At 69.8% G+C, this 15,803-nt stretch carries 17 protein-coding genes and 1 other RNA gene; 13 read left to right on the forward strand and 5 right to left on the reverse strand.

Features of this window, described 5'->3' with window-relative positions; all coding sequences use genetic code 11:
* Window positions 1-51: 51 nt before the first annotated feature.
* The 3 genes from ACW7GZ_RS10245 to ettA all read right to left on the reverse strand — a co-directional run bounded on the left by ACW7GZ_RS10245 (window position 52) and on the right by ettA (window position 3,627).
* Window positions 52-708: a hypothetical protein gene (locus tag ACW7GZ_RS10245; RefSeq protein ID WP_457009040.1), complete on the reverse strand. Its 657-nt coding sequence runs from the start codon at window positions 706-708 to the stop codon at window positions 52-54.
* Window positions 709-816: 108 nt separating this feature from the next.
* Window positions 817-1,656 (reverse strand): orotidine-5'-phosphate decarboxylase, encoded by an 840-nt coding sequence (gene pyrF, locus ACW7GZ_RS10250; protein WP_457009042.1) that lies wholly within the window; start codon window positions 1,654-1,656, stop codon window positions 817-819.
* 309 nt (window positions 1,657-1,965) lie between these two features.
* Window positions 1,966-3,627 (reverse strand): energy-dependent translational throttle protein EttA, encoded by a 1,662-nt coding sequence (ettA, locus tag ACW7GZ_RS10255; RefSeq protein WP_457009044.1) that lies wholly within the window; start codon window positions 3,625-3,627, stop codon window positions 1,966-1,968.
* A gap of 170 nt (window positions 3,628-3,797) precedes the next feature.
* Here ettA and ACW7GZ_RS10260 point away from each other — a divergent pair, with 170 nt between their 5' ends.
* The 10 genes from ACW7GZ_RS10260 (at window position 3,798) to thiL (ending at window position 12,006) form a co-directional block, all read left to right on the forward strand.
* A complete protein-coding gene (locus ACW7GZ_RS10260) occupies window positions 3,798-4,283 on the forward strand; it encodes an RcnB family protein (protein WP_457005282.1) in 486 nt (161 codons plus the stop codon).
* Between the two features lie 129 nt (window positions 4,284-4,412).
* Entirely contained in the window at window positions 4,413-5,681 is a 1,269-nt protein-coding gene (gene glyA, locus ACW7GZ_RS10265; RefSeq protein WP_457005281.1) for a serine hydroxymethyltransferase, read from the forward strand.
* An 83-nt stretch (window positions 5,682-5,764) separates the two neighbouring features.
* Entirely contained in the window at window positions 5,765-6,298 is a 534-nt protein-coding gene (gene nrdR, locus ACW7GZ_RS10270) for a transcriptional regulator NrdR (protein ID WP_457005279.1), read from the forward strand.
* A 5-nt stretch (window positions 6,299-6,303) separates the two neighbouring features.
* Window positions 6,304-7,023, forward strand: coding sequence for a DUF4272 domain-containing protein (locus ACW7GZ_RS10275; protein ID WP_457009046.1), 720 nt, complete (start codon window positions 6,304-6,306; stop codon window positions 7,021-7,023).
* Window positions 7,023-8,141, forward strand: coding sequence for a bifunctional diaminohydroxyphosphoribosylaminopyrimidine deaminase/5-amino-6-(5-phosphoribosylamino)uracil reductase RibD (gene ribD, locus ACW7GZ_RS10280; protein WP_457009048.1), 1,119 nt, complete (start codon window positions 7,023-7,025; stop codon window positions 8,139-8,141). Before ACW7GZ_RS10275 ends, ribD begins: the two co-directional genes overlap by 1 nt.
* A gap of 12 nt (window positions 8,142-8,153) precedes the next feature.
* Window positions 8,154-8,747, forward strand: coding sequence for a riboflavin synthase (locus ACW7GZ_RS10285; RefSeq protein ID WP_457005274.1), 594 nt, complete (start codon window positions 8,154-8,156; stop codon window positions 8,745-8,747).
* An 89-nt stretch (window positions 8,748-8,836) separates the two neighbouring features.
* Entirely contained in the window at window positions 8,837-9,940 is a 1,104-nt protein-coding gene (gene ribB, locus ACW7GZ_RS10290; RefSeq protein WP_457005272.1) for a 3,4-dihydroxy-2-butanone-4-phosphate synthase, read from the forward strand.
* 116 nt (window positions 9,941-10,056) lie between these two features.
* Window positions 10,057-10,524 carry a 6,7-dimethyl-8-ribityllumazine synthase gene (gene ribH, locus ACW7GZ_RS10295; RefSeq protein WP_457009050.1) on the forward strand — a complete coding sequence of 156 codons (468 nt, stop codon included), beginning with the start codon at window positions 10,057-10,059 and terminating at the stop codon, window positions 10,522-10,524.
* Complete coding sequence (gene nusB / locus ACW7GZ_RS10300; RefSeq protein ID WP_457009052.1) at window positions 10,521-11,000, forward strand: transcription antitermination factor NusB; 480 nt, start codon at window positions 10,521-10,523, stop codon at window positions 10,998-11,000. The genes ribH and nusB overlap by 4 nt, the downstream gene beginning before the upstream one ends.
* Window positions 11,001-11,016: 16 nt before the next feature.
* A complete protein-coding gene (gene thiL, locus ACW7GZ_RS10305; RefSeq protein WP_457009054.1) occupies window positions 11,017-12,006 on the forward strand; it encodes a thiamine-phosphate kinase in 990 nt (329 codons plus the stop codon).
* 85 nt (window positions 12,007-12,091) lie between these two features.
* Here thiL and ACW7GZ_RS10310 read toward each other — a convergent pair whose 3' ends face one another.
* Both ACW7GZ_RS10310 and ACW7GZ_RS10315 read right to left on the reverse strand, forming a co-directional pair.
* Window positions 12,092-12,463: a YraN family protein gene (locus tag ACW7GZ_RS10310; protein ID WP_457005264.1), complete on the reverse strand. Its 372-nt coding sequence runs from the start codon at window positions 12,461-12,463 to the stop codon at window positions 12,092-12,094.
* Window positions 12,460-13,641, reverse strand: coding sequence for a penicillin-binding protein activator (locus ACW7GZ_RS10315; RefSeq protein ID WP_457005262.1), 1,182 nt, complete (start codon window positions 13,639-13,641; stop codon window positions 12,460-12,462). The genes ACW7GZ_RS10310 and ACW7GZ_RS10315 overlap by 4 nt, the downstream gene beginning before the upstream one ends.
* A gap of 57 nt (window positions 13,642-13,698) precedes the next feature.
* On the opposite strand from ACW7GZ_RS10315, the gene rsmI reads away from it, so the two are divergent.
* The 3 genes from rsmI to ACW7GZ_RS10330 all read left to right on the forward strand — a co-directional run bounded on the left by rsmI (window position 13,699) and on the right by ACW7GZ_RS10330 (window position 15,793).
* The gene (gene rsmI, locus ACW7GZ_RS10320) at window positions 13,699-14,523 is read left to right on the forward strand and encodes a 16S rRNA (cytidine(1402)-2'-O)-methyltransferase (protein WP_457005437.1); all 825 of its coding nucleotides are present in this window, start codon (window positions 13,699-13,701) and stop codon (window positions 14,521-14,523) included.
* Window positions 14,524-14,591: 68 nt separating this feature from the next.
* Window positions 14,592-14,972: RNase P RNA component class A (gene rnpB / locus ACW7GZ_RS10325), an RNA gene on the forward strand.
* A gap of 374 nt (window positions 14,973-15,346) precedes the next feature.
* Entirely contained in the window at window positions 15,347-15,793 is a 447-nt protein-coding gene (locus tag ACW7GZ_RS10330; protein WP_343254290.1) for a division/cell wall cluster transcriptional repressor MraZ, read from the forward strand.
* Window positions 15,794-15,803 lie beyond the last annotated feature (10 nt).

Consider the following 15,803-nt stretch of genomic DNA (forward strand, 5'->3'; position numbering starts at 1 on the left):
AGCCAAGGCAGCCCTGTGGGAGCGGCTATAGCCGCTCCCGCAGGGTCGGGTTCAGCGCGGGGGAATCTCGACCCGCTGCTGCTCGAACATGCTGTCGCCTTCGGGGCTCACCATCACCACGCCCGGCTCGAGCGCACTGATCGTGGCGTTGCCGACGAGCTTCGTGCCCAGGGGAAAGTCCGCCACCGCCTTCCATGCGCCATCGACCTCGCGCAGGACGTAGCCGCTGCGGTCGTAGTAGTTCCCGCCGCCGCCGCAGCCTTCCATCGTGTACAGCAGGAGCGCCTCATCGCCTGGCTGGCCATCGAGGTCGAGCATGAACAGGCGTTCGCCCTCGGGGTAGGTGCCGCATTCGCGCTCCTCGCCGGTAGCGTCGACGAGGCGCCGGGCTGCATCACGCAGCTCCGGCGTGGCCGCGCGCCCTGCGTTGCGCACCTTTTCCAGGGCCGGGCCGCTGAAGTCGAAATACTGCGTGTCTTCGGCGTCGCTGCCGGCGGTCGCCACGACTTCGTCGGTCGCGGGCGCGGCGGCCGGCGTAGCGTCACCGGTACCTGCGATGAGAGTGGTGCCGGTCGCCCTCGCCGATGGCTCCGACGCGCCGGCAAGGGCCTCGGGTGACGCGGTGTCCATGGACGTGGCAGGTGCGTTCGACTGGCCGCAGGCGACGAGCACCAGGGCAAGGGCGACGGTCAGGGGCAGGCGTGTCATCGGCATCCTTCCAGCTTCAGGGCGGCAGCCCCGTTGGCCAGCAGGATATCCATGCCGCGTGAGGTCGGCGGCAATCTTTTTTGCCAGGCCCGTGCCAGTGTGCCGGGCTCAGTCCGTGGCGCGGTGGCGGTTGAGCGTGTCGCGCAGCTCGCGCGCAGCATCGGCGGCAGCTTCGGCGTAATCCTCGCCAGTGGATGCATACAGGATCGCGCGCGACGAGCTCACCATCAGCCCGGCGCCCTCATCGCTGCGCGCGTTGCGCACCACGGCCGCCGCATCGCCGCCCTGCGCGCCGACGCCCGGCACCAGCAGCGGCATGTCGCCGACGATCGCGCGCACCTCGCGCAGTTGCTCCGGCCAGGTCGCACCCACCACCAGCGCGACGTTGCCGTTGCCGTTCCACTCGCGCGCCGCGCGCTCGGCGACGGACTGGTACAGCGGCCGCGCGCGACCATCGGCGCTGCCCTGGACCGGCAGATCCTGAAGGTCCGCCGCGCCCGGGTTGGACGTGCGGCAGAGAATGACCACGCCGCGGTCCGCACGATCGAGGAACGGTTGCAGCGAGTCACCGCCGAGGTAGGGATTCACGGTCACCGCATCGGCCGCGTACCGGTCGAAGGCTTCCGATGCGTAGCGCTGTGCCGTGGACCCGATATCGCCGCGCTTGGCATCCAGGATCACCGGGATGCCCGGATGCGCGGCATGCACGTGGGCGATCAGCCGCTCCAGCGCCTTTTCGGCACCCAGCGCCGCGAAGTGCGCGATCTGCGGCTTGAACGCACAGGCGTACTCCGCCGTGGCATCCACGATGTCCCGGCAAAACCCGAACACCGCGTCCGCATCGTTGGCGAACCGCGCCGGAAACCTGCCCGGCTCCGGGTCCAGGCCGACACAGACCAGCGACCCGGACGTGTCCCAGCGGTGTCGCAGCTGCTGCATGAAGGTCATCGGGACGTCCTTGTTGCTGGGACCCAAACGGGAGAGGAGTGATCTGTGGAGATAGAGCGGAAGAGCATTTTTGCCACGGATTTACGCGGATAAACGCGGATAGGGCAAAAGCAGATAGGAGCAGGTGAAGCCAAGGCGGATTTCAGTCGCATATCGCGGGGAATTCGCAGCAGAGAAGGGGTGGGGTTCTGGAAGCCTGCATCAACGTGCAAGCACACGGCCCGGCCAGAACCCATCCATATCTTTTGCCCTATCCGCGTTTATCCGCGTAAATCCGTGGCCAAAAAGCTCTTGCTCCTGCTCTTGCCCTTACTTCAACGCCTTGAACCGCAGCCGCTTCGGACCGGCGTCGTCACCCATGCGGCGCTTCTTGTCTTCCTCGTATTCGCGGTAGTTGCCCTGGAAGAACTCGACGTGCGAGTCGCCTTCGAACGCCAGGATATGGGTCGCGATGCGGTCCAGGAACCAGCGGTCATGGCTGATCACGAAGGTGTTTCCCGGGAACTCCAGCAGCGCGTCTTCAAGCGCGCGCAGGGTCTCGATGTCGAGGTCGTTGGACGGTTCGTCCAGCAGCAGCACGTTGCCGCCCTGCAGCAGGGTCTTGGCCATGTGCAGGCGGCCGCGTTCGCCGCCCGACAGCGTGCCGACCATCTTCTGCTGGTCCTGGCCCTTGAAGTTGAAGCGGCCGATGTAGGCGCGCGACTGGATCTCGATGCCCTTGATGTTGAGGATGTCGGCACCGCCGGAGATTTCCTGGAACACGTTGTGGTTGCCCTCCAGCTTGTCGCGGCTCTGGTCGACGTAGGCGACCTCGACCGTCGGACCCATGTCGATCGAACCCGAGTCGGGCTTTTCCTGGCCGGTGATCATCTTGAACAGCGTCGATTTGCCGGCGCCGTTGGGGCCGATGATGCCGATGATCGCGCCAGGCGGCGCGATGAAGCTCAGCTTGTCGATCAGCAGGCGGTCGCCGAAGCTCTTGGAAACGTTGTTGAACTCGATCACCTTGTTGCCCAGGCGGTCGCCCGGCGGGATGAAGATCTCGTTGGTTTCCTGGCGCCGCTGGTAGTCGACCGCCTGCAGCTCCTCGATCCGCGCCAGTCGCGCCTTGCCCTTGGAACGGCCGCCCTTGGCGTTCGAGCGCGCCCACTCCAGTTCCTTGGTGATCGCCTTCTGCCGCGCCTTCTCCGTGGAGTCTTCGCGCTTCAGGCGGTCTTCCTTCTGCACCAGCCAGTCGGTGTAGTTGCCCTTCCACGGAATGCCACGGCCGCGGTCGAGCTCGAGGATCCACTCGGCGGCGTTGTCCAGGAAGTAGCGGTCATGGGTGACCGCCACCACGGTGCCGGTGTAGCGGGCCAGGAACTGCTCCAGCCACTCCACCGACTCGGCGTCCAGGTGGTTGGTGGGTTCGTCGAGCAGCAGCATGTCGGGCTTCTGCAGCAGCAGGCGGCACAGTGCGACCCGGCGCTTCTCGCCGCCGGACAGCTTGTCGATCACCGCGTCCCACGGCGGCAGGCGCAGCGCGTCGGCGGCGACTTCAAGCTGGTTCTCGAGCGTGTGCGCATCGCCGGCGGCGAGGATCGCCTCCAGGCGCTCCTGCTCCTTGGCCAGGGCATCGAAGTCCGCGCCTTCCTCGGCATAGGCGTTGTAGACCTCGTCCAGGCGCTTCTGCGCCTGCAGCACTTCGCCCACGCCTTCCTCGACGGCCTCGCGCACGGTGTGCTCCGGATCCAGCTCCGGCTCCTGGGCCAGGTAGCCGACCTTGATGCCGGCCTGCGGGCGCGCCTCGCCGCTGAAATCGGTGTCGACGCCGGCCATGATCCGCAGCACGGTGGACTTGCCGGACCCGTTCAGGCCCAGCAGGCCGATCTTCGCGCCGGGGAAGAACGACAGCGAGATGTCCTTGATGATCTGGCGCTTCGGCGGCACGGTCTTCGAGACGCCGTTCATGGTGTAGATGTATTGCGACATGGGGGACTCCGGTGCAACGTGACCGCCGCCCGCGCGGATGCAGCGGGCGGGAACGGTGGATTGGGGATGGCGCGATTATACGGCCACCGCCGCCGGCTGGCGGTTGGATAGGGCGTCTGTTCAGCCGCTGCGGGCAATAGTCGGGCCAGTCCACCGCCGGAGTCCGCACCATGATGTCCGCCAGCCGCCTTGCACTAGCCGCCGCCACCCTGGTGATGGCCTTCGCCTTCGCACTGCCCGCCGAAGCCCGCGACAACCACCGCCGCGGCCATGACCGCGGAAACGATCGTGGCCATGTCCAGCGTGACTGGCGCGGCGACAGCCGGTCGCGCGGCAATGACCGGCATGATCGCCGCGACCGCCGTCATGCGCGCGGGTACGACCGGCGCCATGACCGTCGTGATACCCGCGTGGTCTACGTTCCGCGGCCGCTGGTCGTGCACCACCCGCGGGGCCATCGCGGACCGCCGCCGTGGGCGCGCGGCCGCCATTACGGCTATTCCGGCTATGCGCCGACCTACGTCGTCAACCAGTACGGCCACTACGGCCTGCGCCAGCCGCCGCGCGGCCACCATTGGCGCCGCAGCGATGCCGGTGACTTCCTGCTCGTGGCGATCGCCACCGGGATCATCGCCGACGTGATCACCGGGCGCTGAGGCTCCGCCGGAGCGGCCGGGCCTGCAACAGAGCGTCGCGGCCATGGCTGCTCCCACGCCGGCCCCGGGACCTTCCCGGGGAATGGGGGGAGCTACAATGGCGGCCTTTCCCGGCCATTGGAGCGCACGATGTTCCCCCGCGACGCACGTATCGAAGGTTACGACCCCGAACTGGCCGCAGCCATCGCCGCCGAGAACCAGCGCCAGGAAGACCACGTCGAGCTGATCGCGAGCGAAAACTACGCCAGCCCCCGGGTCATGGAGGCCCAGGGCAGCCAGCTCACCAACAAGTACGCCGAAGGCTATCCGGGCAAGCGCTATTACGGCGGCTGCGAGCATGTCGACGTCGCCGAGCAGCTGGCCATCGACCGCGTGAAGGAGCTTTTCGGGGCCGACTACGCGAACGTGCAGCCGCATTCAGGCTCGCAGGCCAACCAGGCCGTGTACCTGGCCCTGCTCGAGCCCGGTGACACCATCCTCGGCATGTCGCTCGCCCACGGTGGCCACCTGACCCACGGCGCCAGGGTCAACGTCAGCGGCAAGCTGTTCAACGCCGTGCAGTACGGCGTCGACGACAAGGGCCTGATCGATTACGACGAGGTCGAGCGCCTGGCGGTGGAACACAGGCCGAAGATGCTGGTGGGCGGCTTCAGCGCCTATTCGCAGGAAATCGACTGGGCGCGCTTCCGCGCCATTGCCGACAAGGTCGGCGCGATCCTGTTCGTCGACATGGCCCACGTCGCCGGCCTGGTCGCGGCAGGCGTGTACCCGAATCCGGTGCCGCACGCGCACGTGGTGACCTCCACCACCCACAAGACCCTGCGCGGGCCGCGCGGCGGCATCATCGTCGCCAGCCGCAAGGCCATGGGCGAGGGCGCCGACGACATGGTCAAGAAGCTGCAGTCGATCGTGTTCCCCGGCATCCAGGGCGGCCCGCTGATGCACGTCATCGCGGCCAAGGCCGTGGCCTTCAAGGAAGCGCTCGAGCCTGGTTTCAAGGCCTACCAGCAGCAGGTGGTGAAGAACGCGCAGGCGATGGCGAAGGTGATCATCGACCGCGGCTACAAGATCGTCTCCGGCGGCACGATGAACCACCTGATGCTGGTCGACATGATCGGCAAGGGCGTGACCGGCAAGGCCGCGGAAGAAGCGCTGGGCCGCGCCCACATCACCGTCAACAAGAACGCGGTGCCCAACGACCCGCAGAAACCCTTCGTGACCTCGGGCCTGCGCCTGGGCACCCCGGCGGTGACCACGCGCGGCTACACCGAAGCGGACTGCATCGAGCTCGCCGGCTGGATCTGCGACGTGCTTGACGCCCCCGCCGACGAATCGGTGATCGAGGCGGTGCGGGCGAAGGTCGAAGCCCAGTGCCGCCGGCTGCCGGTGTACGGCTGATGGCGGGGCAGGCGGAGCGCGCGGGACCGGCGGCCGCTGCCCGCCCGCGCCGCACGCACGGCGCCTGACGGCGTCGCCCGACGATGCATTGCCCTTTCTGCCAGCACGTGGATACCCGGGTCATCGATTCCCGGGTGAGCGACGACGGCGCAACCATCCGCCGCCGGCGCGAATGCGAGGCCTGCGGCGAGCGTTTCTCCACCATGGAGACCATCGAGCTCAAGCTGCCGGCGATCATCAAGACCGACGGCCGCCGCGAGCACTTCGATGCGCGCAAGCTGCGCCAGAGCTTCGACCGCGCCGTGCACAAGCGCGCGGTGTCGGAAGAACAGATCGAGTCGGCGGTGCGCGCGGTGATCCACCAGCTGCGCATGACCACCGAGCGCGAGCTGGCATCGCGCCGCGTGGGCGAGTTCGTGATGGCCGAACTGCGCAAGATCGACCACGTCGCCTACGTGCGCTTCGCCTCGGTCTACCGCTCGTTCCAGGACGTCGCCGATTTCCGCGACGAGCTTGACCGCCTGGAGCGCGACCTGCCCGGCGAGGGCCAGCTGCCGCTGCTCGATGGCGAACCTGCCGCCTTCGATTCCAGATCCGGCAAGGGCCGGAAGCGCTGAGCGCGGTGCGCGATCCCGGCGAACCAGGGCGCTACCCGAGGCCTCCGGCGGCCGACGTGCTGCGTCGTGCATTGGCCCTGGCAAGCGTGGTCGCGCGCGCGGGGCTCGAGCCGCGTGCGGACGGACCCGAGGCCGCGGAAATGCACCGGCGCATGCTCGACTGGCTGCGCGTCACCGGCCTGCATGCGGCGCTCGAACCCGCCGAGGCAGCGCTGGTGGAGGCGCCGCTGGGCAGCCTTTCCGACGCCGCGGTGGTCGATGCCAGCTGGCGTGCCGAAGGGATCCAGGTGCTGGCCTGGGCGCTCGACCGGCATGGGCCGGTGCCACACGATCGCATGGTCGATCCCGACGACGTCGCCTGGACGCTGGGCTTCCTCGATGACGCCGCGCCGGACATGCTGCATGACGCGGCGCTGCGCGGCGATCGCGAAATCGATACCTTCCTCGCCCGCCAGCTTGCGCTGCACTGGCGGCTGCGCGAGTACTCGCTGCGCCCGGGCCCGATGGATTTCGCCGCCGTGGTCGCCAACGGCGGCTGGGCGCGGCTGGACATCGACGATGCCGACCTGGTCGACGACGACCTCGCCATCGACGGCCTCCGCATCGATCGCGCCGACGCCGCCCAACTGGCGCGCTGCACCAGCATCGCCGGCGAGCGCCACCGCGCGGCCAGCTGGCTGGCCGGCGCCGACCCCGTCTATTCAAGCGTGGAGAACATCACCTGATGCAGGGCCATTCCGATATCGACCATCTGATGATGGCGCGCGCGCTGCGCCTGGCCGAACGCGGCGCATGGACCACGCGCCCCAACCCGATGGTCGGCTGCGTGCTGGCGCAGGCCGACGAGGTGGTGGGCGAGGGCTGGCACCAGCGGCCGGGCGGCCCGCACGCCGAAGTCTTCGCGATCGAGGCCGCCGGCGAGCGTGCCCGCGGCGCCACTGCCTACGTCAGCCTGGAACCCTGCGCGCACACCGGCCGCACCGGCCCCTGCGCCGACGCGCTGGTCGCGGCCGGCGTGTCCCGCGTGGTCGCGGCGATGCGCGACCCGTTCCCGCAGGTCGATGGAAACGGCTTCGATCGCCTGCGCGAAGCCGGCATCGAGGTCGAGCACGGGCTGATGGAGGCGGCGGCGCAGGAGCTCAACCGCGGCTACGTATCGCGCCTGGTGCGCGGCCGGCCCTGGCTGCGCGTGAAGCTGGCCATGAGCCTGGACGGCCACACCGCGCTTGAAAGCGGCGAGTCCAAGTGGATCAGCGGCGAGGCCTCGCGCCGCGACGTGATGCGCTGGCGCGCGCGCAGCGGCGCGCTGTTGACCGGCTCCGGCACGGTGATGGCCGATGATCCGCAGCTGACCGTGCGCCTGGACGACGACGCCGAATTCTCGCCGCCGCTGCGCGTGGTGCTTGACCCGGGACTTGCCACCATCGCCCGTGGCCGCGTCCGCGAGGGCGACGCGCCCACGCTGTACGTGCACGCCGCCAACGCCAAGCCGCCGCGCGAGCTCGGCAGCGAGCGCGTCGCGGTGCCCGCGAACGGCAATGCCCTGGATCTCGCAGCCGTGCTTCGCGTGCTCGCCGACCGCGCCATCAACGAGGTGCAGGTGGAGGCGGGTGCCACGCTGGCCGGCGCCTTCATGCGCGCAGGCCTGGTGGACGAAGTGCTGCTGTACGTGGCGCCGGTGCTGCTGGGCACGCAGGCGCGGCCGCTGTTCGCCGGCCTGCAGATCCAGGACATGGCGCAGCGCATGGCGCTGCGGATCGTCGACAACGTCAGCGTGGGCGATGACCTGCGGCTGCGCCTGGTCCCCGAGCGCGCGGTGGTCGACGCCGGCGCGGTGGGCTGAGGAGGCACGCCGATGTTTACCGGAATCATCGAAGCCGTCGGCAGCCTGGTTGCGCGCGACGCCCGCGGCGGCGACGCCCGCCTGCGGATCGCCGTCGGCGCGCTGCCGTTCGCGGACGCACGGCTGGGCGAAAGCGTTTCGGTCAACGGCGTCTGCCTGACCGTGGTCGCCTTCGACGCTGGCCATTTCGAGGCCGACGCCAGCAACGAAACCCTCGCCCTGACCACGCTTGGCGGCCTCGGCGAGGGCGCGCCGCTGAACCTCGAGCGCGCCATGCGCCCGACCGACCGCCTCGGCGGCCACCTCGTCAGCGGCCACGTCGACGGCGTCGGTCGCGTGCTCGAGGTGCGCGAGGATGCGCGTGCGCAGCGCTGGCGCTTCGCCATGCCGAAGGCTTTGGCGAAGTACGTCGCGCAGAAGGGATCGATCTGCGTCGACGGTGTCAGCCTGACCGTCAATGTCGCCGAGGCGGAGGCCTTCGAAGTCGCCCTGGTGCCGCACACCGTCGCCAACACGGCCTTCGCGTCGGCGAAGCCCGGCGACCCGGTCAACCTCGAAGTCGACCTCATCGCGCGCTATCTGGAACGCCTGCGCAGCGTCCCCTGAAACGCCAGCAGGCCCAGGGCCACCGCTGTGGGAGCGGCAATCCCCGCAATCCCGCAATCCCCCGCAATCCCAACCCAGGTCGCAGTCCCATGTCCTTCGCCCCCATCCCTGAACTGCTTGAAGAACTCCGCGCCGGCCGCATGGTCGTCATCGTCGACGACGAGGACCGCGAAAACGAAGGCGACCTGATCATGGCCGCCGAGCTGGTGCGCCCGGCCGACATCAACTTCATGGTCACCCACGCCCGCGGCCTGGTCTGCCTGTCGCTGACCCGCGAGCGCTGCGCGCAGCTGGGCCTGCCGCCGATGGTGCAGTCCAACACCTCGTCGCACCACACCAACTTCACCGTTTCTATCGAGGCCGCCGAGGGCGTCACCACCGGCATCTCGGCCTATGACCGCGCGCATACCGTGCGCACCGCGGTGCGGCCCAATGCCTCGCCGGCCGACCTTGCGCAGCCGGGCCACATCTTCCCGCTCACCGCGCAGCCCGGCGGCGTGCTGGCGCGCGCCGGTCACACCGAGGCCGCGGCCGACCTGGCGATGCTGGCCGGCCTGGAGCCGGCGGGCGTGCTGGTCGAGATCCTCAACCCCGACGGCACCATGGCGCGCCGGCCCGAGCTTGAAGTGTTCGCTCGCGAGCACGGCCTGAAGATGGGTTCGATCGAGGCACTGATCCGCCACCGGCTCGAGACCGAGCACACCGTCGAGCGCGTCGACAGCCGCGACATCGAGACCGAGCATGGCCGGTTCCGCCTGCACACCTATCACGACCGCCTCGGCCATGCGCTGCACTTCGCCCTGGTCCGCGGCGAGCCGGATGCGGACACCCCGACCCTGGTGCGCGTGCAGGTGCGCAATGCCCTGGCCGACGTGCTGCGCTGGTGCCGCCCGGACTTCGGTCCCGCGGTGGGCGAGGTGCTGGCGATGATCGCCAACGAGGGCCGCGGCGCGCTGGTGCTGCTGGATGGCGGCCAGACGCCGGAAGCGCTGCTGGAGCGCCTGCGCGCGGAGGACGAGGCGCCCACGCCGCCGCGCGGCGGCGCCCTGGTCGAGTGGCGCCGCAACGGCGCCGGCAGCCAGATCCTGGCCGACCTCGGCCTGGGCAAGCTGCGCGTGCTGGGCACCGCCCGCAAGCAGGTCGGCCTGGCCGGCTTCGGCCTCGAAGTCGTCGAATACCTCGACCCCGCCTGATTCCCCGTAGGAGCAGCTATAGCTGCTCCTGCAGAGGGCGTCGGGGCGATGTGCGGCGTGTTCCGGCAGCGGCGCGGCGCAGGGCTTAGAATGCGCGTCCGTCCAAGGAACATGCCATGACCCATCACGAAGGCGACCTGCACGCGCCCGAAGGCGCGCGCTTCGCGATCATCGCCAGCCGCTGGAACCCGCGCATCGTCGACGCGCTGGTGACCGCCGCGCGCGCCACCTTCGAGGGCAATGGCGTGGCTGCCGACGCGGTCGACGTCATCCGCGTGCCCGGCGCCTGGGAAATCCCGATGGTCGCCGCACGCGTCGCACGCGACGGCCGCCACGCTGCCGTCGTTGCCCTCGGCTGCGTGGTCCGCGGCGATACCCGCCACTTCGAGCACGTCGCCGACACCTGTGCCGAGGGCCTGGCGCGGGTGCAGCTCGACCACGGCGTGCCGGTGGCCAACGGCGTGCTTGCCGTCGACGACATGGTCGACGCCGAGAACCGCGCCGGTGGCAGCCATGGCAACAAGGGCGAGGAATGTGCCCTGGTCGCGCTGGAAATGGCCAGCCTGCTGGGGACGCTGTCGTGAGGCCGCAGCGCGGCGGTGGTGCGGGTGGCCGCAACGCAGGCATCGACACCGTCGGGCGTTCACGCTCGCGCCGGCGCGCCCTGCAGGCGGTGTACGCGATGCAGCTGTCCGGCGTGGACGCGCGCAATGCGATCGCCCAGTTCGCCCACGAGCAGGCGCACGAAGTCGCCGACCTCGAGTATTTCGAAGACCTGGTGCGCGGCGTGGAAACCCATCGCCGCGACCTCGACGCCGCCCTGGAACCTTTCCTCGACCGCGCCATCGGCGAAGTCGACCCGATCGAGCGCGCGATGCTGCGCATTTCCGCCTACGAGCTGCGCCACCGCATCGACGTGCCCTACCGGGTGGTGATCGACGAGGCCCTGAAGACGGTCAAGCGTTTCGGCTCCGAGCACGGCCACACCTACGTCAACGGCGTCCTTGACCACGCGGCGGCCGAGTGGCGCGCAACCGAAGTGCGGGCCGGCCGCGGCTGAGCCCGCGGCCGAGGCGATGGCCGAGTTCACGCTGATCGACCTCATCCGCGCGCGCGCCGCGCATGCGCGCGACGACGTGGTGCTGGGCATCGGCGACGACGCCGCACTGCTGCAGCCACCGCCAGGCATGCAGCTGGTGGTGGCGATGGACACGCTCAATGAAGGCGTGCATTTCCCGTCCGGCACCGATGCAGCCAGTGTCGGCTGGAAGGCGCTGGCGGTGAACCTGTCCGATCTTGCCGCGATGGGTGCCGAGCCCGCCTGGTGCACGCTGTCGCTGTCGCTTCCGGATGGCGACCCGGCGTGGGTCGCCGGCTTCCTCGACGGCTTCTTCGCGCTGGCCGGGCAGCACCGCGTCGCCCTGGTCGGCGGCGACACCACGCGCGGGCCACTGTCGGTGTCGGTGACCGTGCACGGTTTCGCCGACCCGGGCCGCGCGCTGCGTCGCGACGGCGCGCGCATCGGTGACTCGGTCTGGGTGAGCGGCACGCTTGGCGGCGCCGCCGGCGCGCTGGCGCAGTGGCGCGAGGGCCGGGCGATCGCCCCCGCGCTGCGCGAGCGCCTGGAGCGGCCGCGGCCCCGGATCGCGCTGGGGCGCACGCTCGCCGGCGTGGCCAGCGCGTGTATCGATGTCTCCGACGGCGTGCTGGCCGATCTTGGCCACGTCTGCGCCGCCAGCGGTGTCGGCGCGCATCTGGAAATCGACGCGCTGCCCGGGCGTGACGCCTTGGGCCCGCACTTCTCCGGTGACGCGCTGCGCGCGCTGCAGGCTTCGGGCGGCGACGACTACGAACTCTGCTTCACCGTGCCTGCGACAAAGGACGCGACCGTTGCCGCCGCTGCAACCGCCGCGGCTACCGGCGTCACGGTCACCCGCATCGGCACGGTGGTGGCCGGGCAGGGCGTGCAGGCCTTCGACAGCGATGGCCGCATCTGGCAGCCCGCACAAGCCGGCCACGAACACTTTTCCACCCCATCAAACCCCGCCGCCCCCACGCATTTGTAGGAGCGGCTAAAGCCGCGACCGCCGTTTGATCGCCAAGTCGGTCGCGGCTATAGCCGCTCCTACAGCGGGGGTGGCGGGTGCGACGTCAGGCGTCGTCCAGGCGGAACGCGTCGCGGTGCCAGATGAAGTCCGGCGCCTCGGGATCGCCGCTGGCATCAATAACGTCGAAGCGGCAGAAGTCCTCCGCCAGCGCCGGGTGCTGCAGCAGGAACAGCTGCGCCGCGCGTACGATGCGGCGTCGCTTGCCACGGTCAACCGATTCCGCGCCACCGCCGTAGTCGGCGCTGGCGCGATAGCGCACTTCCACGAACACCAGGGTGTCGCCGTCGCGCATCACCAGGTCGAGCTCGCCAAGGCGGTAGCCGGCATTGGCCGCGATCGCGTGCAGGCCGGCGCGCAGCAGGTGCGTGCGCGCGGCGGCCTCGACCCCGGCGCCGCGGCGCCGGGTCTCGCTCAATTTGCGACGCCCGCCAGCGGCACCACATGACCGCCGTTGAAGGTCGACCAGGCCGGCACGCGCTGGACGTGGCCGTCAACGTTCATCCGCAGCACGCCGCTGGCGCTGGAGACCGAGGCCTCGGAGCTGGTTGCCAGGTGTCCCAGGTAGGCCGAGAGCAGCCAGGCGTCGTAGCCGAATGCGAACAGGCGCGCGGCCGGGCCACGCGCCGTGGGCAGGGCATCGGCCACGGTGCGCGCGGGCGGCAGGCCCGGCACTCCCGACACGCTCCAGGCATCGCTCGGGAAGGCGATCCCGTCCAGCACCGCGTCCTCGTCCGGCTTGCCGGTGCCCGACAGCAGCTGCGAGGTCGCCACCCGCGGACGACCCGCCAGACCGGCGGCCGACACTTGGGCCGCGGCCAATCGCGCCTGCGGCCCGCGCAGGGCGAGGAAGATCGCGTCCACGCCGCCCTCGCGCTGCAACGCAGCCTGCATCGGGCCGATCAGGTCGGGCGGACTGTCGCCGACCACGGGCAGCAGCTGCACCATGCCGCCGCCAAGCTCCTGCAGGCGTGCGTTGAGCGCATCGATGCTGCGGCGCGCGTTGTCATCGCCGGAACTGAGCACCAGCACCCGCAGCGCGTTGCGCGCGGCAAGGAAGTTGGCCGCGGCCACGCCCTCGTCCTCGGGCGCGAGCGCATAGCTGGCGCTGTTGAGCGGCGGCGCGCCGGCGCGGTTCAGCGCCAGCACCGGCACGGTAGCCGTGGTCTGCGCGAAGACCGCATCGACTCCGTCACGGCCCAGCGGCCCGACCACCTGGTCGGCGCCCTCGGCGACCGCGCGCTGGTAGGCGGAGACCGCACCATAAGCCGTGCCCATGGTGTCGTAGAACTCCAGGTCCGGACGCCGCCGGTGCTCGCCGTAATAGCCGGCCAGCAGGCCGTCGCGCACGGGGCCCGCGGCGGTGGCCAGGCTGCCGGTCAGCGGCAGCAGCACCGCGAGCTTGCGCGGCGGGCGGTAGCCGTCGCGCTCGGCGGGCGGGCGGTCACCGGCATCGAACTGCCAGTGGCCGGTTGCCACCGGCGCAGGCGCGCTGTCCGGAGCATCGGTGGGCCGCGTGACCTGCACGGTCGAACAGCCCGCGATCACGAACGCGGCGAAGGTGGCTGCGAGGGCCTGCTTCCAGGGATGGCGCATCAAGGCGTTCCGGCTGCGAGAATGCCCGGATTCTACCGCCACCCCAGCAGGGACACGATGCAGCCCGCCGCCGGAACCCTCCACGTCGTCGCCACGCCGATCGGAAACCTCGCCGACCTGTCGCCGCGCGCGCTGGACACCCTGCGCGCGGTCGACGCGATCTGCGCAGAAGACACGCGCCATACCCGCCGCCTGCTCGCGCACTTCGGCGTCGATCGCCCGCTGCTCGCCCTGCACGAGCACAACGAGGCCGAGGTCGCAGCGCGGCTGGTCGCACGCCTGGCCGCCGGCGAATCGCTGGCCCTGGTCTCCGACGCCGGCACCCCGCTGGTCAGCGACCCCGGTTTTCGCCTGGTGCGCGCCGCGCGCGAGGCCGGCATCCGCGTCAGTCCCGTGCCCGGCCCGAGCGCGATCATCGCCGCGCTGAGCGTGGCCGGACTGCCGAGCGACCGCTTCACCTTCGAAGGATTCCTTCCGGCGAAGGCCTCCGCGCGCCGCGAGCGCCTGGCGTCGCTGGCCGGAGAAACGCGCACCCTGGTGTTCTACGAGTCCTCGCACCGCATCGCCGATACCCTGGCCGACTGCGTCGCGGCCTTCGGCGCCGAGCGCCCCGCGGTGCTGGCGCGCGAGCTGACCAAGCTGTTTGAAACCGTGCTCGATGGTGGCCTGGCCGAGCTTCACGCTCGCGTCGAAGCCGATGCCAACCAGCGCAAGGGCGAGTTCGTGCTGCTGGTGGGCGGCGTCGGCGACGACGCGGAAGCAAAGGTGGCGCAGGGCAGGCTGCTGTACGCCAAGCTCGCCGTGCACCTGCCGCCATCAACCGCCGCGAAGCTGGCCGCGGAGATCAGCGGGGCGCCGAGGAAGGAGTTGTACGGGGGCTGAGGCGAACCTGATCGCGGCCATGGCCGCTCCCACAGGACCGTCGCCATGCGTGCGAGAATGCACGTGGCGGAGTCGGCCAGACAGTCGCGTCACCGTTCCCGTTTCGACGGGAGCCGGTGCCGAGGAAAGTCCGGGCTCCACAGGGCACGGTGCCAGGTAACTCCTGGGCGGCGCGAGCCGACGGAAAGTGCAACAGAGAGCAGACCGCCGAACGGTCGAGTATTCGAAAGAGTGCTGGATGCGTGGCAAGGGTGAAACGGTGCGGTAAGAGCGCACCGCGAGTCTGGCAACAGACCGGCATGGCAAACCCCACCGGGAGCAAGGCCAAATAGGGACCTCATGGCGCTGCCCGCGTCGGGTCCGGGTAGGTTGCTTGAGCGTATCGGTGACGATGCGCCTAGAGGAATGACTGTCCACGACAGAACCCGGCTTATCGGCCGGCTCCGCCACCTTTTCCTCTTCATCGCGTGGCCGCCATGGCGGCGCTGGACCCCTGCGCGCGAAACCTCCCCGCCATCGCGGGCATGGTCGCTCCCGCATGGCCTCCTGTCGTCCGGGGCCGGTGCGGGATGCCGCATGTGAAAATCATGTGAAGACCATCACATATTCGCAGAATCTGTGACTAAACAGCAGCTTGTGGATAAAGCTTGAACAAGTCTCTGAAGTTCGCTGCAAGTCATTGACCTGCCTGATGAAAATTCCTGGCCAAGCTGTTGACAAGGGTGGGGAGCGCTCCTAATGTGGCCATGCGTGGGGAGACCGGGAATATCGTGGTTTTCCCAAGCATGAAACCCGCCGCAGACGGGTACTGGAGTGGCAGAAGGTGTTGCAGGGCGAAACCGCCATCACGATCGACGACAAGGGACGGCTGGCGATTCCGACCGGCTACCGGGAGATCGTTGCGTCCGAATTCGGCAATCGCCTGGTCATCACCTACAACCCGTTCGAGAAGGGTTCGCTCTACATCTATCCCTATGCCGCCTGGGGGCAGGTGCGCGACGGCGTCAATGCGCTGCCCCGGGTGAAGGAAGCCAACCGCCGCCTGCAGCTGAAGCTGGTGGGCGCGGCGGCGATCGTCGAGCCCGACGGCAACGGCCGGATCCCGATCCCGGCCAGCATGCGCAACGCGCTCGGCATCGAGAAAAAGGCTGTCCTGCTGGGCATGGGCGACAAATTCGAGCTCTGGAGCGAGCAGGCGCACCGCACGCAGATCGAGACGCCCCTGGGCGACGACGATTTCGGCGACGACCTGGTCGGGCTGCAGTTGTGACCGCGGGTGC

The sequence above is a fragment of the Luteimonas sp. A537 genome, assembly GCF_054052065.1.